Source organism: Bacillota bacterium, assembly GCA_018333655.1.
In the GTDB taxonomy this organism is placed as follows: domain Bacteria; phylum Bacillota; class UBA994; order UBA994; family UBA994; genus BS524.
Genome location: JAGXTJ010000021.1, coordinates 1 through 24,157, shown reverse-complemented (window position 1 = coordinate 24,157; position 24,157 = coordinate 1). Strand labels below are relative to the sequence as shown.

Genomic DNA, 24,157 nt, shown 5'->3' with positions numbered 1-24,157 from the left:
CATGTCCAAAGTAACACTTGTCACCGGGGTTACAGGAAATGTAGGGCAGGCGGTAGCCTTTGAGCTATTGCGGCGCCAGCAAGAGGTTAGAGGGGCTGTACTTGCGGACGAGCTCCCCCAAGCGAGGGAGATTTTTGGGGCAGATATTGAACTAGCTGTTTTTGATTTTAATGTGCGCGAGACCTGGAGCAAGGCTTTTCAAGGTGTGCAGCGGATGTTCCTTATGCGACCACCCGCGATTGCCGATGTAGCCAATAACATCAACCCTTCCGTTGACGAGGCCATGAAAATAGGGGTTGATCATTTTGTCTTCTTGTCGCTTCTCGGCGTAGCGAAAAACCCCATCGTGCCACATCATAAGATCGAAAAACATATCCTGCGGCGCAAGGCCAACTATACCTTCCTGCGACCAAGTTTCTTCATGCAGAACTTAATTGGCTTCTTTAAAGAGTTTATTGTCAAGGAAAATATCTTGTTCTGCCCCTCTGGGCACGGCAAAACCAGTTTTATTGACACTCGTGACATCGCCGCCATTGGGGCGCTGGCCCTATCTGGTAATGAGCATATTAATCGCGCCTATGATCTCACGGGCGGCGAAGCCTTAAGTTATTTTGAGGTCGCCGACTTAATGTCTGCCGAGTTGGGGCGTAAGATTACCTTTGCGAACCCAGGCGTGCTTGCTTTTCGGCGCAAGCTGACGGCGATGAAAATAGACCCCACCTACATTAACGTCTTGACAGGGATATTTCTCACGGCGAAGTTTGGCGTGGCCAAGGTCGTCACTCCCGACACTAATCTGTTGCTGGGGCGCGCCCCGATTACCGTAAAGCAGTTCGTGGCCGACCACAGAGAACACTGGGTGTAGTACAAACACAGAGAGGCAACCTGCATTCTCAGCAACGCCTAACGAGGTAGGTAGCTCTACACCATGGCATCAATAGGATACGATTTCAACCATACTTCTCTGTGACCTCTGTGGTAAAAAACGTGCCTTCCCCTTTCTAACCTCTAATATCCAATCTCTAACATCCAGTTATGTGCTCTGTGGTAAAAAACGTGCCTTCCCCGTGCTACAGGGATAGGAGACAATATCAACCACAGAGGTCACAGAGGCGTGGAAAAGAGAGGAAGACAAGACTCGCTTAACATGTAAAAGCAAAGCCCCCCTTCCGCGCGCTACGACTTGGAAGGGGGACCCGTTGTCTAGGTGCTATCGCCTAGGGTTGAAGATCAAAGCGATCTGCATTCATGCCCTTAGTCCACGTTAGGCCAACTGCTAAGCGGGGCGAACCTCGCTGGTCCCTGAGGCCTCACCCACGCGGTAAGTGCCCGCACTGTGCCAAGCCATGCGGATCAACAATGGTCCGTAGTGTCCATAGTCAGCAGGCCACCATTCCTTGTTCGTTCTGCCTCGGCCAGGAGCTTTGCTTGATCGGGCTCCAGTGACGGGGCATTTCCCTGTTTCAGACATAACCAATCCCTCTTTTAAGGTTGATGTTGCTGCGCACTAAGACAGCCCCCCGTCAAGGAGGGCTGCTGCGCCAAATAATCGGTTCTTAATTTCCCCTTACCCACCCTCACTAAAGCGCTAGGTCAGCACATGGTAGTTACAATTACTTGTTTTACTATGCGTTTGTTACAGTGCGGGGCGTAACAATACAATAGATGCCGCCCAAACACCGACAAAAGCACGTATACGACGTGTCGTTCGTGCTCGCCCCTGTCGCCATAGTTACCAACCGATTTATTCAGCTAGGTCTGTGGTCCAGTTAAGCGTTTGTATTTTTGTGTCTAACTCGCGATGCGCTTGCGCAAGGCCGTCAATCTCTTTTTGCAGTACCTGCACATCTACTGTTGCGAAGTACTTTATCTCAGACTTGCTAAACCTGTCGTGCGTGATAGCGGCAGCATCGACGAGGGCGTTAAGAACGCTGCGCTTCATCCCTAGGGCGTCTCGTTCGGCTAGTGCATCGCTAAGCGTCCGATGCTCATCGATCAAGATTGATGAATTAGTCCTATTGATGCGCTGCATTAGGTTTGTGAGGTGCAGCAGGACGCGGTTCACCTCTAGTAGCAGCTCGGCAGGGTCTTCGAGGGCCTTTTCGCCTTCTTGGGCTTTGGCCACGCGCACTAGTCGCTCGCGCAGGCTCGACAGCCTGCGTTGCTGGTCTGCTCGCATGATTAAGGCTTCAGCTAGCTTCACGTTGATCGCCTCCTCATTTGCCGTATTTTAATCAAGTATATACGTTGCTCTTGCCCTCATGTGGTTCTGGTATGTTTTGTAATGCCACTGTAACTTGCGGCGTGCATAGCGAGACGTGTAGGCAATGGTTCCACTTGTCTCTGTCTATAACAATCACTAAAACACTTTGACGTTTACTCCCTATATGTCGAAGCTTACTCCATCTTCCTTTAGAGAAATACGATCCGATAGGCCAACAAACGAGTCCGGTGACATTGTGTGGATAGGTATTATTTGCTTAGGCTCCAGGCCAGCAATCACTCGGCGAATGTCAGACACGGTGGCGTGCCCGCTAGTGTGCAGGATTTCTGACGAAAAGCCTGCCCTTGTTAAATACTCTTCAAACCCTTGTTGATAGGCACTGCTACGGTATCCAGTCCATAGCGAATAAACGAACAGCCCGTCTTTGAGCCCAGATCTTTCGATATCGATGCGCATTGAAGGGCGAACGGCCATAACAATATTGTTCTGTTCCCGGTTCAACTTAGTTCTCGAGATATGATAAGGGGAAAACCGCTTAGCATATTCTTTGCCGATTTTATTATATGTCATTAGCGTAAGCCGATAAGGGTAGAATACCTTGATGTTTGGGTAGTCTTCGGACGGATAGGGCACCTGATTATCACCAAGCAGCTTAAGCGCATATAAGACGTTGGCGGTATACAGGTCTACAACGAATATCCTACCAAGTCGCGAGGCGGCACGATAAAAGCTGACTATGCGATCAATATTCTGGCTTGACGTTTGGAACAACAACGGCCCTATTAATTTATCCATCTTCTTTACAAGCAGGGCTTCGATCTCCTGCTCAGTAATCACCATATCATCCTGCCGTCCAAGCAGCGTTCCTTCGATTAAGAGTGCGTCAGCACATTTCTTAGCTTTGCTAATAAATCTTTCAAGGCAGTGGCCCTTTCGGCCATGTCCTCGAAAGTCGCCGGTATAAAGAATCGTTTTCTCTTTGCTGGATATCTCAAATGCCGCTGCGTCAAAGGCTGAGTGATCCATCAAGAAGGGCATGATTCTGAAGCCGCCAATTTGAAACGGTTTGTACATGTCAAATTCATAAGCTTTCGCCGCACAATATCTTTCCGCCCGGAAAAGAGCTGATACCTCAATAAGTTTTCGAGTGCCTCTGGACAAATATACAGGAATGGCAAAATTGACATAATGCAGCAAGCCATAGTGGTCGATATGGGCATGAGAAATAATAACCGCATCAAACGCCGGTTCATCCCATCTATACAGCCCCTTAATCCTCGGCAGCATACCGCTCTCGAGCACCTTTTCGTCTGAATATAAGGCTAGTTGATCAGGAAGCGGCCTTCCCCCCAGGCTTAGCGGATACCCAGCGTCAAGGAGAAGCCTATTTTTACCCGACCTGAGTTCGACGAAAGTTCCGCCGATTTCATGCGTTCCTCTATGGATTGTTACCTGCATCTACAATAGACCTTTTATCGAAGTTGTAGGTTGCTTTATAGAACTCGCCCCCCATGTTCTTCAACCCTTCACGTATCAGTGCCGCGACAGCGTCCGAAAATAAGGGATGGTATTTTTCCGCAAGAATATGCGTGGCAATCTTGCCGAATTTACTGCCATTATTATTGATTGCTGTAATATCGCTTGTGTCTGCCACGTGACCAGATTTGTCGAAGGAGAAGATAGACTCCTTGGCCACACAGGTGTCGTACATTAGCGCGGTGTAAAAGAGCGTTGCGCCGATAACTCCAAGGGCCTGATTGTCTCCACGCTTGAGCTCGATAAGATGCAATGTCTGACCGTCCTTGCCGATGCCCCACATATCGATAGCGCTGGCTCCGCGCGGAAACACGGCATTGCTTGCCGCAATTTTATCGATAAAGACGCCGGTTGGCAGCTGATTAAACAACTTGCTCTCGTCGATATTCCAGTGTTTAGCGAGAAGCGATTTGCCTTCATGGTTTACAAACCACGCCTCGGTTTGTCGCTCCCATAGTGGCGTGCCGCTTTGGTCTGTTCTTTCTTGTCGTGACTTGTTCAGGGTCATCTCATTTGCTCGCAACCAATGCATAAAGTTGAATATGACACCGCTTTTGCTTTGGTCGACCAAGAACCAACCAGGGAAAAGCCTCGTCATATTGTATACTCTGTACAGAAAGCGGTTATAGTGACAAGCTTCAGCGTAGCCGTATTTTTGAACCAAGTCCTCTCGTGCTTCGAAATCGAGTACAACAGAATCGATCTCTTTAGCAAGCCAGTGCTTTAATATTAGTACCCATCCTTCGAAAGCGACGCTGTCGTCCTGCATTCTCTGGGTTGGGTGCTGAATGTTTACCCGCAAAACCTTATCCTTGATGGAACATGCCATATCTCCGGGAAGGCTCACCCTTGAGGCAGCACTGTATTTTTTAAGTCGGCGGATTATCTCGTCCTTTTCGATTACAGCGTTGTTTGCGTCGCTAAGATTAAGCATATGCACTATTCGCCTCCTAATAATCGATTTGGTTCTGAGCAGCCGCAGTTCCACATTTGCCGTATTTTAGCCAAGTATATAGGTTGCTCTTGCCCTCATGTGGTTCTGGTATGTTTTGTAATGCCACTGTAACTTGCGGCGTGCATAGCGAGACGTGTAGGCAATGGTTCTACTAGTGGCCCGCTACCGCTGTATGCGGCCAAGGAGGAATCCTGCAAAAAATGGTGAATAAACCAGTTGAGGGACAGTCGCGACGGGGAGCAATCCAAGGGGGTGGAGGCCATCTTTAGGCAGTTAAAACTTCTGTTGTGGCTCTTAGGTTTAGTGACGGGCTTAGTAGTAGTAATTTTTGTTGTCAACCAGACTTACCAAGTTGTCGCCTTGGCTACGGCCCTCTCGCCGTTACTAGGTACTGTAGTTTTGTACGCATTGCTGGCAATCTACCTGGCCGTAATTTTGTGCCCCTTAGTCATGTTAATCATCATGTCGCCGCCTCTTACGCCCCCGACTAGTCAGCTTAACCCAGAGTACCCCAGATTCTTGCGACAGCTTTGTCAGCGCCTGTGTGCCAACCCGCACACCAAGAATATGCCAGTAAATCCCACCGATATGCGCAGCATCGAAGCAGCGCTGCTAGTTCTTGATCAGTTGGCGACTAAGCGCATCAAGGGTACAGCGGCACAGGTATTCGTAGCGACATCTGTATCTCAGTACGGCGGGCTCGACGGCCTCCTGGTACTCATGGCGCAGGTGCGGCTCATTTGGCAATTAGCCAACATCTACAACACGCGCCCGCACTGGCGTGACATTCTTAAACTATATCTTAACGTGGGTGCGACAGTCGTCGTGGCCAGCGAGATCGAGAATATCGACCTCATTGAGCATCAGCTAGAACCGCTGCTAACTTCAGTGCTAGGGTCAAGCATCGCCGTAGTGGCCAGCGGCGCGGGCACGCTCGTCTTTAATTCGCTATTGCAAGGCGCTGCCAATGCCTTTTTGACCTTACGAGTGGGTGTCATCACTAAAGGCTACTTAGCTGCCCTGCAAAAACCAAGTAGCCACGAGCTCAGAAAAACCGCCCTCGTACAGTCCACAGCTTTACTAAGCGCTGTGCTAACAGAATCGCTCGGCACGGCAATCCGTAGCATCATACGCGTGGCAAAAAGGTCCACGGCCAAGGTCGCCAAAGCCAATTACCATAAAGTCGTGCAAAAGTCCAAGCAAACCGCCACAAGTGGCCGCAAGGTAGGGGAGCAAATCGCCCGGGGCGTTAGCGACGCCGTAAAGATGATGCGAAACCGGCTAGGGGGCGGGATATTTTGGCCGAAGGGGTAGCGCGGCCTACAACAAAAAGCATGCTCTGACACTTAAGTCGATAAAAATATAGAATTTCTATAATAATTTCAACTTAACGCTCATAACGCCTGAAACAAGGCGCGCTTCAATCCATACCCTAGCGCCATTCGCTAGCTCATGAAACTTGCCTGCCACACCCACGTAGTAGTACATGTGGTCATCACAAAGGAGGGGTAAAGATGCAGAGAAGACTAACGCGTAGCCGTAGCGACCGCAGGTTGTTTGGTGTATGCGGAGGAATGGCAGAGTACTTCAATGTTGACCCGACGGTGGCGCGCCTCGTGGCCATCATATTAGTACTATTTGACGGCATAGGCGTGTTTATCTACCTTGTTCTCGCTGTGCTCTTGCCCGCGAGCGAAACACGTGGTCAACAGCCTGCAAGAGATAATTTTGGCGAGGCCATCAAGGATATTGAGCACACTGTGGAAGAAGTTGCGGCCCGCGTTGAGGAGAAAGTGGAAAACTTGGCGCGCGAAAGCGCCAAGCCTAGCCATGCACGGCACTCGCCTTGGGTGGGTATAGCCCTCATTGTCGGGGGCCTCTGGCTACTCGCGCGCAATTTAGGCCTAATGGAGCGGCTCAATTGGAATATTTCCTTGGCTTTTAGGCCGCATTTGGGCTTCATAGTGCCGGTAGGCCTTGTAGTGCTCGGGCTAGTGTTAGTACTGTCAGAGCGGAGCAAGCGCCGTGAGTAGCGGCCTCGTACTTATTGCTATCGGTCTCTTGTGGCTACTACGAAACCTTGGTATTTTGCCGGGTGATGTCTTTCGTCTAATCCTGCCCTGGTGGCCGCTGCTGCTAGTGTTTATCGGGTTAAAGGCTATTTTTCTGCCGCGCAGATCGACGTCAATGGGGGCACTACTTCTGGCCCTTGTCTTGCTAGGTGTGGGCTACCTGGTCTTCTTTCCCACAGAGCAGGGGGTGAGTGGCCCCTGGGTGACCACGACTGTACCCATACCCATAGGGGCGAGCCTGCCGCGCGAGGTTCCCCATGTGGTTCTTAATGCCAACATTGCGGCTAGTAGCTTTTATTTGCGGGCCGGAGACCCTGCCATGCCCTACTTGGCCAAAACTCGCTCGCGCGGTCTTCCTCTGCACCAGACTATAGGCGCTTGGGGTGCACAGAATGAAGTGATAGGCCTCTCTCATCTATCCCAGGGACTGCACCGCAGTAATCTAGGCCAGCTAGGCTCTCAGGTTGTCACGGAATTAAACCCTAAGCAGGCGTTTGCGCTCGAGATTCTGGTCAGTGCTGCCGCGGCCGACCTTGATTTGCGGGGGCTTAACCTTACTGAGGTGAAGCTGCGACTAGATGCCGGTCAGGCCACCCTGCACCTGCCCGACCAGCTACAGCAGCTTGCCATCGCAGTCGAAGCTAACGCAGCCGATGTCAAACTTGTTATCCCCGAAAATGTTGCCGCCCGCATACGCATAGATAGCGAGGCGGCCATGGTTGTTGTTGACGAGCGTCGGTTTGAGCGGCAAGGTGAGTTCTTTGTCTCGCGGGAATATGACCAGTCCGCCAGACGCATACTAGTTTCGGTAGACTTAGCGGTGGGCAGGCTGCGCATCGAATAGTTGCTTAGACACTAAAGGGCCTGTGGCTGTAGCCAAGGGCTCTTTTGCTGGTTCGGCCCAAATAGCAGGCGCGCACGGGGGTAGCCGTAGATTGCTAGGCAATTGCTGAAGCTTCTAGGCGATAAATAAGAGGGTTGTTTGCAATCCAAGGCGAATATTATAAAAAGTGAAAACTAAGGGGGTGTTCTCGTGTTTTACCAAGGAGGGAACAGGCGTCTATCGCGGTTTCGCGCCAGGCATTCTAAGCAAAATCTGCCTCGCGTAGCCGTTCTTGGGGCAGGTCATGGTGGGCAGACCATGGCCGGACATCTTGGGATGATGGGATGCGAGGTATCGCTGTACAATCGTAGTAGTGAGAGAATCGCACCCGTTCAGCTGGCTGGCTGCATTGAACTTACTGGTCAGATAGAGGGTGTCGGTAAGCTCGCTGTCGTGACAACAGACATTGAGTTAGCTATTCGTGATGTCGAGCTCATAATGGTGGTGGTTCCAGCAAACGGGCACGCCTCCATGGCCGAAGTGTGTGCGCCACACCTTAGGGATGGGCAAGTAGTGGTCTTGCATCCCGGTCGTACTGGAGGCGCACTTGAGTTCTTTAACATCATACGCCAACACGGGTGCACAGCTGACGTCATCGTGTCTGAAGCCTCTACCCTCATCTACGCTTGCCGCATGCTCAACCCGGCCAAAGTGCAGGTGTTTGGGGTTAAAAATGTCATCCCTGTGGCGGCCATCCCTAGCTACCGAACCCCTGAGATCATCAAGAAGCTTAATATTATCTATCCCCAGTTTGTTCCCGGCGACAATGTGTTAAAGACCAGCCTAGATAATATAGGGGCCATCTTTCACCCCGGACTCACTGTGCTAAACGCCGGCCGCATCGAAGCCACCCATGGTGAGTTCGAGTTTTACATGGATGGGGCTACCCCGTCCGTGGCAAGGGTGCTCGAGGCCATGGACAATGAGAGGATTGCCGTAGCCGCAGCTCTCGGCATCAGGGCTATGAGTGCGCGAGAGTGGCTCTACATTGCCTACGATGCCGCCGGTAGAACCTTGTACGAAGCAATGCAGGCCAATGTCGGGTACAAGGGTATTAAGGCACCGCCTACAACGCTTATGCGTTACATCACCGAAGACGTCCCCATGAGCCTAGTGCCCATCGCGTCCCTAGGGCATCAATTCGATGTTCCCACCCCCATTATCGACAACATGATCCACATGGCGAGCGTCATCCATGACGCCGACTACTGGGCTGATGGCCGAACAGTCGAGACCATGGGGCTCTCAGGGCTGTCGGTCAAGCAAATACGTAAGCTGGTACTGGAGGGCAGGGTAGATGCCTAAGAGAATTCTTGGCGCTGCTATAGGTAGCTGTGTGCATGTGGCGGGTGTAATATCGTACCTGCGACTGGCAGAGAATCTTGGCTACCAGACAGATTTTATGGGCCCAGCAGTGGGCATTACGGATATAGTGGCCGCCGCCTGTAGAGAGCGACCTGACATTTTGGCCTTAAGTTATCGTTTGTCCCCCGAGGCAGCCCGCTCTTTGCTTAACGAGCTCGGCACAGCTTTGGCGGCCGCAGGCCTAAACGACATCGAGCTAGTTTTCGGAGGAACACCACCCGTAGCTAAGATCGCCGAAGAGACGACGCTGTTCGCGCGGGTTTTTAGTGGTGAGGATGGGCCAGCGGAGGTAGTCGCCTACTTGCGGGGCGAGAAAGGTGGGCGACAGACGGCCACTCCACCGCAGACTTTAGTAGAGAGGGTAAAGAGCCTTGCCCCCTACCCCCTCATTCGGCATCACTTTGGTCTGCCGAGCCTGCAGGATACTATCGACGGCGTGCGCACGATTGCAGAGGCCAAGGTGCTAGACATCATATCGCTCGGTCCTGACCAAAATGCGCAATTTGCCTTTTTTAGGCCACAGGAGATGGACCCGCTGCAGCACGGTGCGGGTGGTGTGCCCGTACGTACGCCCGCAGACTTAGCCGCCCTTTATGCCGCTTCCCGCACGGGTAACTACCCACTGATGCGCTGCTATTCGGGCACGCGCGACTTACTGCAGTGGGCCGAAATGAGCAGGGAGACGATTAACAATGCTTGGGCCGCCGTTCCGCTCTGTTGGTACAATGTCTTAGACGGAAGGTCAGACCGACCGCCTACGCAGTCCATCCCGGAGAACCTAGCGGTAATGGCTTGGCATGGCGAACGCGGCATACCTGTTGAGGTGAACGAAGCGCATCACTGGAGTCTGCGTGAGGCGCCCGATGTAGTCGCCGTAGCCGCAGCCTACCTAGCGGCGCTAAATGCCAAGAAGCAAGGGGTAAGAGATTATGTGGCGCAGTATATGTTTAACACGCCTCTAGGTACCTCCTACAGCAATGATTTGGCCAAAATGCTGGCCAAGCGCGACCTCATCGAATCACTGCATGACGATAAATTTACCACTCTGCGCCAGGTGCGCACGGGCCTAATGAGCTTGTCCACTAATATGCATATGGCCAAGGGTCAGCTTGCCTCTTCCATGGCTTTAGCGCTCAATCTAGAGCCGCATATCATCCATGTCGTGGGTTATTCCGAGGCGCAATTCGCCGCCTCGCCTGAGGTTGTAATAGAGAGTTGCCAGATTGTGCATGGGGTGATACGCAGCAGGCTACACCTCGCACCAGACGCCTCGCACGACCCCCAGGTAGCGGCGAGACGACAGTCACTAAAAGAAAAAGCCACCGACTTGCTACAGTCGATAGCGCGGCTTGGCCAAGGAGAGGATGCTTTGACCGACCCAGCAGTAATCGCAAAGGCAATTCAAGTAGGGTACTTAGACGCACCGCATCTCAAAGGCAATCGATTTGCCCAGGGTGCCGTTAAAACGAGGATTATCGATGGGGCCTGTGTGGCGGTAGAGTAAGTGTACACTCCATAAACCAGAAATGAGGTGTCTCCATAATGCCCTTGCGCGTTGCGTTGGCATACACGGTTGAAGTCGACAAACAAGGCAGTGTTGCGAATCCGCACGGAACTCTACAAATGAATGTAACGACGGAAGCCCTAAAGGACGCAATTGCTGAGCTTGGCTATGAGGTACACCTGGTGCCGGGCGACATTGACATGTTGCGCCAGCTAGGTGAGATCAGGCCAGATGTTATTTTTAACAATTGTACTGGCATTCACGACAAGTCCAGTCAGCCCCAAGTAGCAGCGATGCTGGAGCTAGCCCGTATTCCCTTTACTGGAAGCGGCCACTGCGCCCATGTACTGGCCCTTTACAAGCCTCTCACCAAGATGGTGCTCGGGCATCATAATATCCCCACACCACACTTTGCCGTCGCCGATAGCGAACATGCTCCGCTTCCCAGCACCTTAAAGTACCCAGTGATTGTGAAACCAGAACATGAAGGGTCTAGCATTGGCATTTCTGCCAAAAGTGTTGCTAATTCAGCGGCAGACGCTGCCGAGATGGTACGAACAGTAGTTACGTCGTTTCGACAACCGGCCTTAGTAGAAGAGTTTGTTGTCGGACGTGAATTCACGGTGGGGGTTTTAGGGGGCGAGCGAACAAGGATTTTACCGCCCATTGAGATTATGTTTGCGACCAGAGATGGTTTTTATGATCACCACGTGAAATCTCAGGACGCGGTAGTTACAAAGTGTCCGGTCGATCTCGAACCTCAACTATACCGGCGCATGGAAGAGGTTGTGCTAGGATCCTTCCAGGCCCTAGGATGTCGCGACTATGCGCGCATTGATCTTCGTGTAACTACCGCAGGGCTTCCCTATGTCATTGATGTCAACACCTTGCCTGGTCTAGACCCGAGCTACAGCGACTACCCCAAGGCAGCTCGCGCAGCAGGGCTATCTTACGTCGGACTTATCGACCACCTCTTGCATTGCGCCTTGCGGCGAGCCTAGTTTAACGTCAACTTTAGAGCGTGAAAAGAGGCTGCACATTTTAATGCAGCCTCTTTTTTTGCGTGTCAAAGCATAGGTGAGAGATCAATGGCTTCATGTTGATGCCTCCCGCTTCACAATTAGTGTTCTGCCAAGTCATCAATGGCCGCGCGTAGTCCCGTGACAATAGTTTCTAGCGACATGCTGGGAGTCAGGTGCTGCTCGGCTTTGTCTGTAGTCTGTTCAGGCAGGTAGGGGATATGGATAAAGCAAGAGGAGATGGCGAGATGTCGTGAGCGAATGAGGTGCTCTAGCGTGTAGAGGGTGAAGTTGCAGAGGTACGTGCCCGCACTGTTTGAGACATAAGCAGGAACACCAACCTTGTTGATGGCCAAAGCGAGCGACTCTACAGGCAGCGAAGAAAAGTAACCATCAGCCTCGCCTTGGATGACCGGTTCGCCGCCTCGGGCAACGTCGTAGTTATCTTTACCATGACAGATATTAATGCCGATTCGTTCGACCGCGATCTTGGCGCGGCCCCCAGCCTGGCCCACGGCAATGACGAAGGTGGGTGAATGTTCGAGGAGAGCGTTCTCAAGCAGAGAGGTTACGCGCTCCCAAGCGACAGGTAGTTCTACAGCTTTTACGGCGATATCCCCAACCACGTAGCCGTCAAGGCGCTTTACTGCCTCGAGCGAGGGGTTCGTCTTTTCGCCGCCAAAGGGCTCAAAACCAGTGAGCAAAAGTGTACGCATCCTAGCGACACGCCTCCCATTCGTCGCGGAATACTTCCATAATAATCTCATCCTGCCATTGTCCAGCCACAAAGCGATGCTGCCGATGGCGACCTACTTCTTTAAAGCCGCATTTTGCATAACAGCGCATCCCCCTTACATTGCCCGCAAAGACCCGTAGGTAAATCTTGTTTAAGTTAAGACTGTGAAAGCCAAGCCTGAGCAGTATGTTAAGGGTGTCGGTGCCGTAGCCTTGGCCGTGGTAGTCAGTCTTGCCGATGGCAATCCCCACCTCGGCATGTCGGTTCACGGAGTCAATGTGGTGTAACCCACAGCCACCGAGGTACTCACCGGCTAAAGTTTCGATGGCGAATAATTTGTCGGTGGCGGTGTGGTGCACAGCACTCTCAAGCCATTTTTCCTCCATGGCTCTCGATAAAGGCAGGGTAAAGGCCAGTAAGTGCCGCGTGACCTCGGGATTGTTGATCCAGGGCATGATATTGTCAATATCCGACTTCTCTAGTCCTCTGAGCCTTACTAAGTTGCCGTTAAACATAAGCGACCCTCCTCATAGCATTCAAGCCTGGAATGTGCTCTCTTTCGTCGCTGGGTGAAGACATTCCTTCTCTGGGCAGCTGCTATTATCTATTTGTCACGGTTTGACATGGTTGGGCTTGCAGGATAATGTCGAATATGATAGAAATGTTTGTATTATAAGAAACATGAGTAAGGACTGAAGTGGATGAGCGTATTCTCTCCTATGGCGCAAAGTTTGTGGGCAAAGAAATCTAAGGACGGCAACGACCAGTGGTTGCCCCTAACAGTACATATGACAGACGCCGCATCTACGGCTAAAAAGTTATGGAATCACTGGGTGTCAGATGGTGTCAAAAAGAGCATTAATTCTGGCCTACAGAATGGCGCATGTGGCGAGCAGCTCTTGATATTCTTAGCAGCCGCCCATGACCTTGGCAAGGCCACGCCAGTTTTTCAAGCTAAGCGCTCTAACAGCAATGAGCTGGACAGAGTAATTTTTGAGCGAACGCAAAGCTCTGGCCTTGTTATGCAGAATACCGCCGATTTTCAAAGTGCCTCTAAGACGCCCCATGCTCTAGCTACCCAAGTACTGCTGCGACAGCAAGGATGCGATAGACGCATTGCGGCGACCTTAGGTGCCCATCACGGTAGGCCCTCTGATACAGATGATGGCTATGACCAAGTAACACAGTACCCCGAGAACTATCACATGGGGCGCGCCGGTAAAGTAGCTTGGGAGGCTGTGCAACAGGAGGTCTGCGGTTTTGCTCTCAGTCTTGCGGGCTATAAAACCATGGCCGACTTGCCACAACCTAGCATGCCTGTTCAGGTTTTATTGAGTGGTCTGGTCATCTTGGTTGACTGGATTGCCAGTAGCGAGGAGTTCTTTCCATATCTAACTGTAGATAGCATTGTTATGCCGTGCCCAAAGAACCGCATCAAGGTGGCGTGGCAAAAGCTTTCGTTGCCTCATTCTTGGCATGCGAGCAACAAATGGATGAATTCTGATCTGTTTGTGGAGCGTTTTGGCTTTGCGGCCAATGCGCTGCAGAGAGCCGTTATAGAAGTGGCGAAAGGCGTAGAAAATACCGGTTTGTTGGTGCTTGAAGCGCCGATGGGCGTGGGCAAGACAGAGGCCGCGCTCGTGGCTGCTGAAATATACGCTGCTAAGTCTAGGCGTAAGGGCGTGTTTTTTGCACTCCCCACTCAGTCTACCTCCGACGGTATTTTCCCGCGCTTTTTAGCTTGGCTTAGGCAAGCAACTGGTAACGAGACAAGTTCGTTGCGCCTGATGCATGGCAAGGCACAGTTTAATGCCACTTATGAGGGTCTAACACGCATCGCACCAAACGAGGACGAAGAGAGCCGCGTAATTGTGCACCAATGGTTCGCCGGTAGAAAAAAGGGCCTGCTTGACGATTTCGGCGTAGGAACAGTCGACCATGTCTTAATGTCTGCCCTGAAGCAAAAACATGTTATGTTGCGTCATCTCGGCCTAGCTAACAAGGTCGTAATAATAGACGAATGCCACGCCTACGATGCCTACATGAGTCAATACCTATTCATGGCCTTGCGATGGTTCGGCGCCTACCAGGTGCCGGTAATAGTGTTGTCGGCCACCCTGCCTGCCAAGCAACGACAAGCCTTAGTGGAAGCATATCTTGATGAGCGCCCTGCGCAGCAGCGGCAGACAGACCCTCTTGGCAAAAGGACATCAGTCCCCACCCGAGCACCAGCCCGGGTGACAAGCCAAGAATATCCCCTAGTGACTTACACTGACAAAGGGGAAGTTTACCATACACCTCTACCCCATGATGGTCTTCCCAATACCGTGCAGGTAGAACACATTTCAGAAGAAGAGTTAACGGACAAGCTCAGAGATTTGCTTTCAGATGGCGGCTGTGTGGGGATAATCGTGAACACCGTTGGTCGTGCACAGCAGCTGGCAGCATCTTTGCGCGATAGCTTCTCACCTGCTAGAGTGCGCATCCTGCACTCGCGTTTTCTCGCTCCAGACCGGTCTAGATTGGAGCAGGAGCTACTTGGGGAATTAGGCAAGGAAACCCAAGGTGTGACGAGGCCAGCGGAGCGCATTGTTATCGGCACCCAGGTCCTTGAGCAGTCGCTAGACATCGACTTTGACTTATTGGTTACCGATCTATGCCCCATGGATTTGTTGCTACAGCGAATTGGCCGGCTACATCGCCACCATAGAAGCCGACCGCCAAAATTGGCGCAGGCCAAGTGTTTTATATTGGGAGCAGGGGAGGAGGGCGTGTTTGAGAAGGGCTCTGCGGCAGTGTATGGGCAGTACCTCTTGTTGCGCACGCAAGCTTGCCTGCCAAAGCAAATTAGCCTGCCTGATGACATTTCGCGCTTAGTGCAAGAGGTCTACCGTGAGGATGAGCCGGCTTTGCCGTACAATCCAGCTTATGGCAAAGCATTGGCCGAGCATAAGAGCTTCATTGCGAGCCAAGAAAAACGCGCGAAGGATTTTCGGCTCACGCCTCCCTGGCCAGATGGCAACCTGATTGGTTGGCTACAAACGCCTGCATCTGACCGCAATGAAAAGAGTGGGGAAGCTGCCGTGCGCGATGGCGATGAATCTATTGAAGTAATCCTAGTGCAGAAGAAGACGGATGGCCGATTTCACTTTTTACCATGGCTTGAAGGGGGCCAGTCGATTTCGCATGATTCGCCGCCTGGTTTTGAAATGGGTCGCGCGCTGGCCCGTTGCCGGGTTAGGCTGCCCCCGGTGATATGTTCGGTGCGAAACATTGATAAGGCCATTAAAGAACTAGAAGTATTAAGTGCAGCGGAACTACGTGAGTGGCAGAGATCGCCTTGGCTGGCAGGAGAGTTATTTTTGATTTTGGATAGCGATTTTTCGGCTACTCTTTGCGGGTACAAGTTGACCTATGACCAAAATATGGGCTTGATACAGAGAAAGGAGGAATAGAATTGGCGGAAAAAGAGTTTAACTTGCTTCATGAACCATGGATTCTCGTCATGAAGCACGATGGCCAAACGGAAGAAGTCTCCTTGCTGGATGTATTCAGACGGGCACATCTATGGCGGGGGTTAGCCGGTGAACTGCGGACGCAGGATGTGGCAATTTTAAGATTGTTGCTAGCTGTGCTGCATGCGGTATTCGCTAGGTATGATGTGTCCGGCGATTTTAAGCCGGTGCAGTCACCTCGCGAAGCGCTAGACCGGTGGCAATCACTTTGGCACCGCGGCGATTTCCCTGTGGAACTAGTTAGGAAATACCTCATGGTCTTTCTAGATCGTTTTTGGCTGTTTCACCCCACGCAGCCGTTTTACCAGGTGGCGACTATAAAAGAGGCTACTGAGTACACTGGCGCGAAGCTTAACGGGGAGTTATCTGAGAGTAGCAACAAATTGCGTCTCTTCCCTAAACGTACTGGTGCGGCTAAATCGCAATTAAGCTATGCCGAGGCAGCCCGTTGGCTAATCTATGTTAATGCCTATGACGACACCTCGGCCAAACCCCGATCGAAGGGACTACCTAGCCCGGGAGCGGGCTGGTTAGGCAAGCTTGGCCTTATCACAGCCGTGGGGGATAATCTACTGCAAACTCTGGTACTTAATTTGGTCTTACTCAGAGACGGTACAGATGATCTATGGGGGGCCGAAAAACCTCTCTGGGAGAGTGATGTGCGAAGTCAAGAGAGAGTGCAGATTGAGATGCCAGACAATTTATCCGAATTGCTGACTTTGCAGTCGCGCCGCTTGCTGCTGCAAAGAGAAGGCGAAAAGGTGATCGGCTTTGCCCTGCTAGGCGGCGATTTTTTTGAGAAAACAAATGCTTTTAGTGAGCAAATGACTGTGTGGCGCGCCCCACGCAAAGGGAAAGATGTTTCTCTAGGGCACACTCCGCGGCGACATGACGTATCGCGTCAGTTGTGGCGAGATTTCGCGGTGCTTATCGCGCAGCGCGAAGGGGGCCGCCGCCCTGGGGTAGTCAACTGGCTGGCTCGCCTAAAAAGGGAGGAGCTGCTTGCGAAGAAACACACTCTTTTCGAAGTAGCTGCGGTCAATTATGGCGACAAAGACTTTTTTGTCGATGATGTTTTCAGCGATTCCCTGGCTATAAACTCAGAGTTATTGTCAGGTCTTGGCAGTAACTGGGTAGAGCGCATAGCAGATGAAATCGAGGTGACCGAAAGACTTGTGCAGCAAGTTGGGGAGTTGGCACAGAGGCTTGCTACAGCAAGTGGCGACTTAAACAGCGCTGCATCACGAAACGAGGCCAAAGAGCAGGCATACTTTCGTTTAGACCGTCCCTTTCGTCACTGGTTGGAGGAGCTTAACCCAAGCAATGACGATATTGATCAGCAGTGCGAAAAATGGTGGTCGAATGCGCAGCGCATCGTCCGTAACTTAGGGAGGGAGCTAACTCAAAAGGTTGGGCCACAGGCATTCTCTGGGCGCATGGTGAAAGAAGGTGACTCGGCTCGGCAGTGCACGGCGCCTGAAGCATTTAACCGCTTTCTCTATGCTATTAACAGTAAGGAAGCGTTGAAAGGAGGAAGTAGGCATGATAGAAAAGGCTAGGCAAGTAGGTGTGTTTGTGGAGAGGAAAATAGTCGGCTTGGCTAGTAACCCTAGTCCCTCGGCTGTAAAAGCCCAACTGGCTCATTTGCGCAATGGTGTGGGCAAGTTGCCGGGGAGCCAGCCGGCGCTGTGGGAAGTAACTCTAAGTGAGCTACCCGAAAGTCTCATAAGTCAGGGCGAGGCTCCCACCCAGGGTGAATGGGCCATCCATGTCGCGTTGACCCTTTATTCCCTGCACCAACAAGGTAGGGACCCGCTAAATCAAAACATGAATCACCGAGGCAATACGCTCGGCCATAGTGCAAGGCAGCTGCGAGAGGGAAACACCGACAAGGCAGATGCCGTACGAAGGCGGTTTAACATTGTAGCCATGGCGGATAGTTTTGAGAGGTTGTCGTGGCATCTGCGTGGCTTTGTCCAGCTCCTTAAAGCCAGCAGCATACCGCTAGACTACTGTAAGCTAGCGGAAGAGCTGTATTGGTATCAGTTTGCTGAGGCACGCGACGGCATAAGACTAAAGTGGGGACAGGATTTTTATCGTACTGATGTCTCCCGCGATAAAGAAGCCGGTCCCCAACAGGAATAAAAGGAGGCAGTTAAATGAAAAACTCGATTCTCTATGTGGATGTGCATGTGCTGCAATCCGTTCCGCCTAGCTGCATTAACCGAGACGACACCGGTAGCCCTAAGACGGCAACCTATGGTGGGGTAGTGCGGGCGCGCGTTTCTTCGCAGAGTTGGAAAAGGGCTATGCGGTTAACGTTTAAAGAAGCACTTCCTACAAATGAGTTGGCCTTTCGTACCAAGAACATCGTCGGGTTAATAGCGAAAGAAATACTCGTTCTTGACCCAAAAAGTGAAGCCGCAAAGTTAGCGCAGCGCATACTTGAGACAGCAGGCCTTAAGATTAAATCAGCAGAAAAGGGAACTGATGCGCTCTTCTTTATTAGTAGCGCCCAAGCTAAAGCTCTAGCAGAGCTCGCAGTTTCAGATGGTGAAGTCGTTAAAGAAAAGCCCTCTAAGGAGGCTAAGGCTAAGGTGCAGAATGCGCTTAGGCAGTCACCAAGCATCGATGTGGCCTTGTTTGGGCGCATGGTTGCTGATGACCCATCACTAAACACGGATGCGTGCTCACAAGTCGCACACAGCATATCTACTCACAAGGTGAGTATTGAATACGATTACTTTACCGCAGTCGATGACTTGGCGGAGGAAGACAATGCTGGGGCCAGCCATTTAGGCACAGTAGAATATAACTCAGCAACGCTCTATCGCTATGCTACTGTGGCGGTGCATGAACTGAATAAGCAACTGGGCGATGATACTGTAGCAGCTGTACGTCACTTCTTGCGTGCCTTTGTCCACTCCATGCCCACAGGCAAGCAAAATACATTTGCGAACCGCACTTTGCCTGAGGCGGTCCTGGTGACACTGCGCAAGGACCAACCCCTAAACCTAGTTGGTGCCTTTGAGAGACCTGTGCCCGCTAGCGAAGATGGTTATGTGGCGGCATCCTTAGGCAGGCTAGTCGGCCACGCTAAGAAACTGTATGCGAGCTTTGCCACCACGCCTGTGCGGTCTTTTGTTGCCGGAGAGGGGTTGTCGGAGCTTGGCCAAGTGCAGCAGTTTGCTGAGCTGTTAGATTCGCTAGGCACCGAGCTCACAGAGCAACTAGGTAACGGCAGGGATCATTAATGAGCACCTTGCTTATGCGCCTAGCTGCCCCCTTGCAGTCATGGGGGGTAGATGCCAAATTCGAGCGGCGGGGGACTGAGCGCATGCCGTCCAAAAGCGGAGTTTTGGGACTTGTAGCAGCGGCACTCGGTAGGCGGCGCAATGAAAGCATAGATGATTTAGCTCGCCTCTGTTTCGGAGTGCGGGCAGACAAAGAAGGGGTTTTGCTGCGAGATTTTCACACTGCTAAGAGCTTAGAAGCTGCCTATGTCACAAATCGCTACTACTTGTCAGATGCGGTATTTCTCGCTGGGCTAGAAGGAGACGAACAACTGCTCATAAGTATCGAACAGGCCCTAAAGAATCCCGTTTTTCCTCTAGCTCTTGGTCGGCGCTCTTGCCCACCTGAAGGACAAGTTGCATTAGGCATACGTTTCGGCAAGGCTCTCTTGCCAGCTTTAAGGGATGAGCCGTGGCTTGTCAGTGATTGGACCAAAGGAGGCGAGGCACCCGAAGTGCGACTGCGTATTGTGTCCGATGCCGGGCTCGATGCAGGGCCTGCCTACTTGCAGCGCGATATGCCCCTTGCTTTCGACCAATTGCATCGCAAACATGGTTTTCGTCTTGTGGCCGAGGGTGCCGCAGTTACTCTGCCTAACCCTAGTAGCAGAAGAGCGGCGAGATTGCCGCACACATCCCATGATGCAATGACTGGACTGTAAGGAGGTGGATAGATGTATCTGACTCGCATAGCACTTGATCTTAATAGGCGGGAGACGCTGCGGGCACTTGCCTCGCCCCATGTAATTCACGGAGCAGTGGAATCAAGCGTACCGCCAGGCGAGAGCGAAAAGCGCGAGCGCAATCTCTGGCGGATTGACTATTTAGAGCCGAATTGCTACCTGCTCGTCCTTAGTAGGCAGGTGCCAAACATGACTGCAATCGCCACTCAATTTGGGTATGCTCAGCGGGAACCAGCATGGGAGACGAGATGCTACCAAACATTGCTTTCCAAGCTACATGCGGGGCAGGCCCTGAGATTCCGCCTGCGTGCCAACCCAGTGCGCAGTAGTTGCATTGAAAACGAAGGAGCGAACGGCAGAGGCAGGGTGTACGCACATGTGACTGTGGAGCAACAAAAGCAGTGGTTGTACTCGCGCTCTGAGGGTCTCGGTTTTGCTCTTGACGACCAAACCTTTACTGTGGTGCATACGGAATGGAAGAAGTTCCGCAAATCGAGAGGCTTCGGCAATGAAGTGTCGTTGCGTATAGCCGATTTTGAAGGTAGGCTACAAGTGACAAATGTCGAGCTCTTTAAGCATGCGTTGACACAAGGAATTGGTCGTGCAAAGTCATATGGTTGTGGGTTGTTAACTGTCGCGCGGGAGCGTGAACTCAGCGGTGGGTAGTAAGCCGACTGTAGAAAAGGCAGGCTTGTTGGCGTTACCTACTATACGTGACAGGATTTCATTCCTTTACGTGGAGCGCTGCCTGATTAATCGCCAAGATGGCGCCATTACAGTAACAGATGCGCGGGGAACAGTGTTTGTGCCTGCTGCTTCACTTGGCGTCTTACTGCTTGGCCCCGGCACCAATATGTCGCATCGCGCTATGGAGCTCATCGGAGATTCAGGTGCCAGTGTCATTTGGGTTGGCGAACAGGGCGTGCGTTACTATGCCCACGGCCGCCCGCTCACTCGCTCTTCGCACTTGCTCTGTCGTCAGGCGGCGCTGGTTTCGAATGTGCGCTCGCGCATTGCGGTGGCGAGGCAAATGTACCAGTTGCGCTTCCCTGAGGAGGATGTTTCGGAACTGACCATGCAGGAGCTACGGGGGCGTGAAGGGGCGCGTATAAGGGCAGTGTATAAGCGGGCTGCGAAAGAGACAGGCGTGACGTGGCATGGCCGGGTCTATGACCCAGACAATTTTGAAAGTAGCGATAACGTAAATATGGCGCTATCGGCTGCGCACGCTTGTCTATACGGCTTGATGCACAGTGTAATTGTGGCACTTGGTTGCTCTCCGGGGCTAGGCTTTATACACACAGGGCATGAAAAATCATTCGTGTATGACATCGCAGACCTTTACAAGGCGGCAGTTACAATTCCCATTGCCTTTGCAGTGGCAGCAGAGCACGCAGAAGATGTTGGTGCCATCACAAGGCGCAAGGTGCGTGATGTCATTGCCGAGAGTCGTTTGTTGGAGCAGGCTGTCACCGACATACGCAAACTGCTGCTTGGTACTGCTGCCTGTGAGGACGATTTAGCAGTCGACGTGTTGCACTTGTGGGATAACAAGCAAGGCATTGTGCCGAATGCCGTATCATATGGAAAGGATTTTGACGATCCCGAGACTATTCCTGAAGGCTATGGTACCATCCTTGAGGACGAAAAATGATAGTAGTTACCTTGACAGACTGTCCCGTAGCAGTACGAGGCGACTTATCCAAGTGGTTACAAGAGATTAACACCGGTGTTTATGTGGGACACGTAAGCACTAGGGTTCGAGAAGAGCTATGGAAGCGTGTTAAAGGTGGTATCAAATCTGGAAGAGCGACCATGGTTTTTACGACCAACAATGAACAGCGCATGGATTTCCGTGTGCACAACACCAGTTGGGAGCCAATCGACTTTGACGGACTAAAACTCATGTTGAGGCCAAGCCCAGCTCGTCTTAAGCAGCAAAGCGCACTAAAAAGCGGGTTCAGCAGTGCTTCACAGATGCGTAAGGCGCAGCAAATGGCGAGAAAAAAGAGTCGGCACATACAATTGCCCCATACCTACCTCGTCGTCCATGTTCAGACTACCGGCCCATCAATTCTAGAGCACGAAATTTGCGAGCTTGAGACTATTGTAGTAGACAGCGGAGAAGTCAAGGATAGATTTCATGCCTTAGCGACAACGGGGAATGGCGGACCGAAAAATTTCACTGTGTCTAGGGGAATAGGCGATGAGCTTACTCATCATGACTGTATGCGTGTCGCCGACATTGTCACTGAGTTTATTCTGTTCGCAGGCAATCTGCCAGTTGTCTCTCACAGCGAAGACCATGTTTATAGTTTCCTGCGCTCGGCGTGTGCGACACACGATGCACCACTTTTCTCAAACCCCTGCATAGACACGCTTTCCCTCTCGCGTCGTTATATTGACGATGCCGACAGTTACCAGCTCGATGCGCTCATCAGTCACCTAGGTATAGCGGAGAGGGCTGGGCAAGGCAGAATAGGTCCATGCATTGCCACTAAACTGCTCTATGAGAAACTCATAGAAATCATGTAGTTCACTTGACACAGACTGGCTTGCTGTAAGGATCTTTTTAGTGTGCTCCCCGCAGGCGCGGGGGTGATCCGTTGGCACTAGACTGTGAAGTCGAACACATCGAGTGCTCCCCGCAGGCGCGGGGGTGATCCTTGTTATATGCGTACTCATACCCCTTGAAATCGGTGCTCCCCGCAGGCGCGGGGGTGATCCTCCACAAACTGTAGTATCGGTAGATGTCGACTTGTGCTCCCCGCAGGCGCGGGGGTGATCCTAAAGCGTAGCGAACACGTTTTCATTGCGGGGGGTGCTCCCCGCAGGCGCGGGGGTGATCCCCAGATAACCAAGTTACAGGAGCAGATACAGGAGTGCTCCCCGCAGGCGCGGGGGTGATCCTCGCAGTGGCGATGGCCTGCGCAGCTCTCTCATGTGCTCCCCGCAGGCGCGGGGGTGATCCCTTTGCCCTCAGTTCCACTACTCGGCCAATGAGTGCTCCCCGCAGGCGCGGGGGTGATCCTAGGCGCAAGCCCTACATCGCGAGGGCCTTTAAGTGCTCCCCGCAGGCGCGGGGGTGATCCTCTTCAGTGTGTGACCTACTCCCTGCCTTTGAAGTGCTCCCCGCAGGCGCGGGGGTGATCCCTGTTTAAGGATTCGGCTCACTTCGTCTTCGTAGTGCTCCCCGCAGGCGCGGGGGTGATCCCGCACTTAGCACGGCCACGGCACCAGTCCACGGGTGCTCCCCGCAGGCGCGGGGGTGATCCCCGTATCTCTGCCATATCAGGACATGCTAAAAGGTGCTCCCCGCAGGCGCGGGGGTGATCCTTTCTCGTATCGTATCAATCCCGCGGAAGTCTGCGTGCTCCCCGCAGGCGCGGGGGTGATCCTAGTCACTATTTCTTTTTGCAACGAGTGGGACCGTGCTCCCCGCAGGCGCGGGGGTGATCCCCTTAAAATTTCTGCTCCTCAGCTATTGACTCTGTGCTCCCCGCAGGCGCGGGGGTGATCCTCTACCGAGTAATCCGAAGGGGCTTGGTCAGACGTGCTCCCCGCAGGCGCGGGGGTGATCCTCCACAAAACCCCAACCTCTTTGCGAGCGCTGCGTGCTCCCCGCAGGCGCGGGGGTGATCCTGCCCTGCATAGTTCAATGGTTTTTGATTGAGTGTGCTCCCCGCAGGCGCGGGGGTGATCCTTTATCTAGGTGGAGGTCCACCGCACAACGGTGGTGCTCCCCGCAGGCGCGGGGGTGATCCCAAGAATATCGTTTTTTGCGACCTCTACCCGATGTGCTCCCCGCAGGCGCGGGGGTGATCCCTTGCATAATGGGGTCTAATATAGTCGGAGTAAGTGCTCCCCGCAGGCGCGGGGGTGATCCCTTTTTGAACTAGCGTAACTACAGTTTCGCTTTGTGCTCCCCGCAGGCGCGGGGGTGATCCCCAGATTCCCCCACTGAAACATAGATATTTCTGGTGCTCCCCGCAGGCGCGGGGGTGATCCTGGAGCGCGTCATGGGTACTGCGGGCTGCAAAGGTGCTCCCCGCAGGCGCGGGGGTGATCCCTGGCAGAATAGCACTCGAAATCAGCAGGGGGTGTGCTCCCCGCAGGCGCGGGGGTGATCCTTAGTACGATGAAAAGAATTGCCATTGCTCCAAGTGCTCCCCGCAGGCGCGGGGGTGATCCTGGCTGTGTACCTGTCATAGGTAATCGTGGGGGGTGCTCCCCGCAGGCGCGGGGGTGATCCGAACCGCATCACGTGCTCCTTTTTCTCGGTGCCGTGCTCCCCGCAGGCGCGGGGGTGATCCTGAAGCTGCCGCGCAGATGGGTATCACCGGCGAGTGCTCCCCGCAGGCGCGGGGGTGAT

21 protein-coding genes and 1 CRISPR repeat array are annotated in these 24,157 nt (G+C 52.7%); of the genes, 15 read left to right on the top strand and 6 right to left on the bottom strand.

The window, feature by feature from the left end; all coding sequences use genetic code 11:
* Nucleotide 1 precedes the first annotated feature (1 nt).
* The gene (locus tag KGZ92_03985) at nt 2–865 is read left to right on the top strand and encodes an NmrA family NAD(P)-binding protein (GenBank protein MBS3888448.1); all 864 of its coding nucleotides are present in this window, start codon (nt 2–4) and stop codon (nt 863–865) included.
* Between the two features lie 411 nt (nt 866–1,276).
* On the opposite strand, the gene KGZ92_03980 is transcribed toward KGZ92_03985, so the two are convergent.
* From KGZ92_03980 to KGZ92_03965, 4 genes are all read right to left on the bottom strand, one after another.
* Nucleotides 1,277–1,471 (bottom strand): hypothetical protein, encoded by a 195-nt coding sequence (locus KGZ92_03980; GenBank protein ID MBS3888447.1) that lies wholly within the window; start codon nt 1,469–1,471, stop codon nt 1,277–1,279.
* Between the two features lie 273 nt (nt 1,472–1,744).
* Complete coding sequence (locus KGZ92_03975; protein ID MBS3888446.1) at nt 1,745–2,203, bottom strand: DIP1984 family protein; 459 nt, start codon at nt 2,201–2,203, stop codon at nt 1,745–1,747.
* Between the two features lie 180 nt (nt 2,204–2,383).
* The gene (locus KGZ92_03970) at nt 2,384–3,682 is read right to left on the bottom strand and encodes an MBL fold metallo-hydrolase (GenBank protein ID MBS3888445.1); all 1,299 of its coding nucleotides are present in this window, start codon (nt 3,680–3,682) and stop codon (nt 2,384–2,386) included.
* A complete protein-coding gene (locus tag KGZ92_03965; protein MBS3888444.1) occupies nt 3,663–4,694 on the bottom strand; it encodes a hypothetical protein in 1,032 nt (343 codons plus the stop codon). Before KGZ92_03965 ends, KGZ92_03970 begins: the two co-directional genes overlap by 20 nt.
* Before the next feature lie 273 nt (nt 4,695–4,967).
* Here KGZ92_03965 and KGZ92_03960 point away from each other — a divergent pair, with 273 nt between their 5' ends.
* From KGZ92_03960 to KGZ92_03935, 6 genes are all read left to right on the top strand, one after another.
* On the top strand, nt 4,968–6,029 hold the full coding sequence (locus KGZ92_03960) for a DUF697 domain-containing protein (GenBank protein ID MBS3888443.1): 1,062 nt from the start codon (nt 4,968–4,970) through the stop codon (nt 6,027–6,029).
* A 200-nt stretch (nt 6,030–6,229) separates the two neighbouring features.
* The gene (locus KGZ92_03955) at nt 6,230–6,748 is read left to right on the top strand and encodes a PspC domain-containing protein (protein ID MBS3888442.1); all 519 of its coding nucleotides are present in this window, start codon (nt 6,230–6,232) and stop codon (nt 6,746–6,748) included.
* On the top strand, nt 6,741–7,631 hold the full coding sequence (locus KGZ92_03950) for a hypothetical protein (GenBank protein MBS3888441.1): 891 nt from the start codon (nt 6,741–6,743) through the stop codon (nt 7,629–7,631). Before KGZ92_03955 ends, KGZ92_03950 begins: the two co-directional genes overlap by 8 nt.
* Before the next feature lie 252 nt (nt 7,632–7,883).
* Nucleotides 7,884–8,975, top strand: coding sequence for an NAD/NADP octopine/nopaline dehydrogenase family protein (locus KGZ92_03945; GenBank protein MBS3888440.1), 1,092 nt, complete (start codon nt 7,884–7,886; stop codon nt 8,973–8,975).
* Nucleotides 8,968–10,539, top strand: a complete 1,572-nt coding sequence (locus KGZ92_03940; protein MBS3888439.1) for a methionine synthase — start codon at nt 8,968–8,970, stop codon at nt 10,537–10,539. Before KGZ92_03945 ends, KGZ92_03940 begins: the two co-directional genes overlap by 8 nt.
* 38 nt (nt 10,540–10,577) lie before the next feature.
* Nucleotides 10,578–11,540 carry an ATP-grasp domain-containing protein gene (locus tag KGZ92_03935; GenBank protein ID MBS3888438.1) on the top strand — a complete coding sequence of 321 codons (963 nt, stop codon included), beginning with the start codon at nt 10,578–10,580 and terminating at the stop codon, nt 11,538–11,540.
* Nucleotides 11,541–11,659: 119 nt separating this feature from the next.
* Here KGZ92_03935 and KGZ92_03930 read toward each other — a convergent pair whose 3' ends face one another.
* Nucleotides 11,660–12,274 (bottom strand): pyroglutamyl-peptidase I, encoded by a 615-nt coding sequence (locus KGZ92_03930; GenBank protein MBS3888437.1) that lies wholly within the window; start codon nt 12,272–12,274, stop codon nt 11,660–11,662.
* A gap of 1 nt (nt 12,275) precedes the next feature.
* On the bottom strand, nt 12,276–12,809 hold the full coding sequence (locus KGZ92_03925; GenBank protein ID MBS3888436.1) for a GNAT family N-acetyltransferase: 534 nt from the start codon (nt 12,807–12,809) through the stop codon (nt 12,276–12,278).
* Nucleotides 12,810–12,995: 186 nt separating this feature from the next.
* Between KGZ92_03925 and cas3 the strand changes: the two genes are divergently transcribed.
* Genes cas3 through cas2e form a run of 8 tightly spaced genes read left to right on the top strand, consistent with a single transcriptional unit; the run spans nt 12,996 to nt 22,320 of the window.
* Complete coding sequence (cas3, locus tag KGZ92_03920) at nt 12,996–15,749, top strand: CRISPR-associated helicase Cas3' (protein MBS3888435.1); 2,754 nt, start codon at nt 12,996–12,998, stop codon at nt 15,747–15,749.
* A gap of 2 nt (nt 15,750–15,751) precedes the next feature.
* A complete protein-coding gene (gene casA, locus KGZ92_03915; GenBank protein ID MBS3888434.1) occupies nt 15,752–17,368 on the top strand; it encodes a type I-E CRISPR-associated protein Cse1/CasA in 1,617 nt (538 codons plus the stop codon).
* Nucleotides 17,352–17,954, top strand: a complete 603-nt coding sequence (casB, locus tag KGZ92_03910) for a type I-E CRISPR-associated protein Cse2/CasB (GenBank protein ID MBS3888433.1) — start codon at nt 17,352–17,354, stop codon at nt 17,952–17,954. Before casA ends, casB begins: the two co-directional genes overlap by 17 nt.
* Nucleotides 17,955–17,968: 14 nt before the next feature.
* Nucleotides 17,969–19,063 (top strand): type I-E CRISPR-associated protein Cas7/Cse4/CasC, encoded by a 1,095-nt coding sequence (cas7e, locus tag KGZ92_03905; GenBank protein MBS3888432.1) that lies wholly within the window; start codon nt 17,969–17,971, stop codon nt 19,061–19,063.
* A complete protein-coding gene (cas5e, locus tag KGZ92_03900) occupies nt 19,063–19,764 on the top strand; it encodes a type I-E CRISPR-associated protein Cas5/CasD (GenBank protein MBS3888431.1) in 702 nt (233 codons plus the stop codon). The genes cas7e and cas5e overlap by 1 nt, the downstream gene beginning before the upstream one ends.
* A 12-nt stretch (nt 19,765–19,776) precedes the next feature.
* On the top strand, nt 19,777–20,451 hold the full coding sequence (gene cas6e / locus KGZ92_03895; GenBank protein ID MBS3888430.1) for a type I-E CRISPR-associated protein Cas6/Cse3/CasE: 675 nt from the start codon (nt 19,777–19,779) through the stop codon (nt 20,449–20,451).
* Nucleotides 20,444–21,439, top strand: coding sequence for a type I-E CRISPR-associated endonuclease Cas1 (cas1e, locus tag KGZ92_03890; GenBank protein ID MBS3888429.1), 996 nt, complete (start codon nt 20,444–20,446; stop codon nt 21,437–21,439). The genes cas6e and cas1e overlap by 8 nt, the downstream gene beginning before the upstream one ends.
* Complete coding sequence (gene cas2e / locus KGZ92_03885) at nt 21,436–22,320, top strand: type I-E CRISPR-associated endoribonuclease Cas2 (protein ID MBS3888428.1); 885 nt, start codon at nt 21,436–21,438, stop codon at nt 22,318–22,320. The genes cas1e and cas2e overlap by 4 nt, the downstream gene beginning before the upstream one ends.
* Nucleotides 22,321–22,362: 42 nt before the next feature.
* Nucleotides 22,363–24,157: a CRISPR direct-repeat array (repeat unit 26 nt; unit sequence GTGCTCCCCGCAGGCGCGGGGGTGAT).

Bases quoted from the DNA above. Each gene is read 5' to 3' on its own strand.
- KGZ92_03985 (MBS3888448.1), top strand. From the start codon at position 2: ATGTCCAAAGTAACACTTGTCACCGGGGTTACAGGAAATGTAGGGCAG.
- KGZ92_03980 (MBS3888447.1), bottom strand. From the start codon at position 1,471: ATGTCTGAAACAGGGAAATGCCCCGTCACTGGAGCCCGATCAAGCAAA.
- KGZ92_03970 (MBS3888445.1), bottom strand. From the start codon at position 3,682: ATGCAGGTAACAATCCATAGAGGAACGCATGAAATCGGCGGAACTTTC.
- KGZ92_03965 (MBS3888444.1), bottom strand. From the start codon at position 4,694: ATGCTTAATCTTAGCGACGCAAACAACGCTGTAATCGAAAAGGACGAG.
- KGZ92_03955 (MBS3888442.1), top strand. From the start codon at position 6,230: ATGCAGAGAAGACTAACGCGTAGCCGTAGCGACCGCAGGTTGTTTGGT.
- KGZ92_03940 (MBS3888439.1), top strand. From the start codon at position 8,968: ATGCCTAAGAGAATTCTTGGCGCTGCTATAGGTAGCTGTGTGCATGTG.
- KGZ92_03935 (MBS3888438.1), top strand. From the start codon at position 10,578: ATGCCCTTGCGCGTTGCGTTGGCATACACGGTTGAAGTCGACAAACAA.
- KGZ92_03930 (MBS3888437.1), bottom strand. From the start codon at position 12,274: ATGCGTACACTTTTGCTCACTGGTTTTGAGCCCTTTGGCGGCGAAAAG.
- KGZ92_03925 (MBS3888436.1), bottom strand. From the start codon at position 12,809: ATGTTTAACGGCAACTTAGTAAGGCTCAGAGGACTAGAGAAGTCGGAT.
- cas3 (MBS3888435.1), top strand. From the start codon at position 12,996: ATGAGCGTATTCTCTCCTATGGCGCAAAGTTTGTGGGCAAAGAAATCT.
- casB (MBS3888433.1), top strand. From the start codon at position 17,352: ATGATAGAAAAGGCTAGGCAAGTAGGTGTGTTTGTGGAGAGGAAAATA.
- cas7e (MBS3888432.1), top strand. From the start codon at position 17,969: ATGAAAAACTCGATTCTCTATGTGGATGTGCATGTGCTGCAATCCGTT.
- cas5e (MBS3888431.1), top strand. From the start codon at position 19,063: ATGAGCACCTTGCTTATGCGCCTAGCTGCCCCCTTGCAGTCATGGGGG.
- cas6e (MBS3888430.1), top strand. From the start codon at position 19,777: ATGTATCTGACTCGCATAGCACTTGATCTTAATAGGCGGGAGACGCTG.
- cas2e (MBS3888428.1), top strand. From the start codon at position 21,436: ATGATAGTAGTTACCTTGACAGACTGTCCCGTAGCAGTACGAGGCGAC.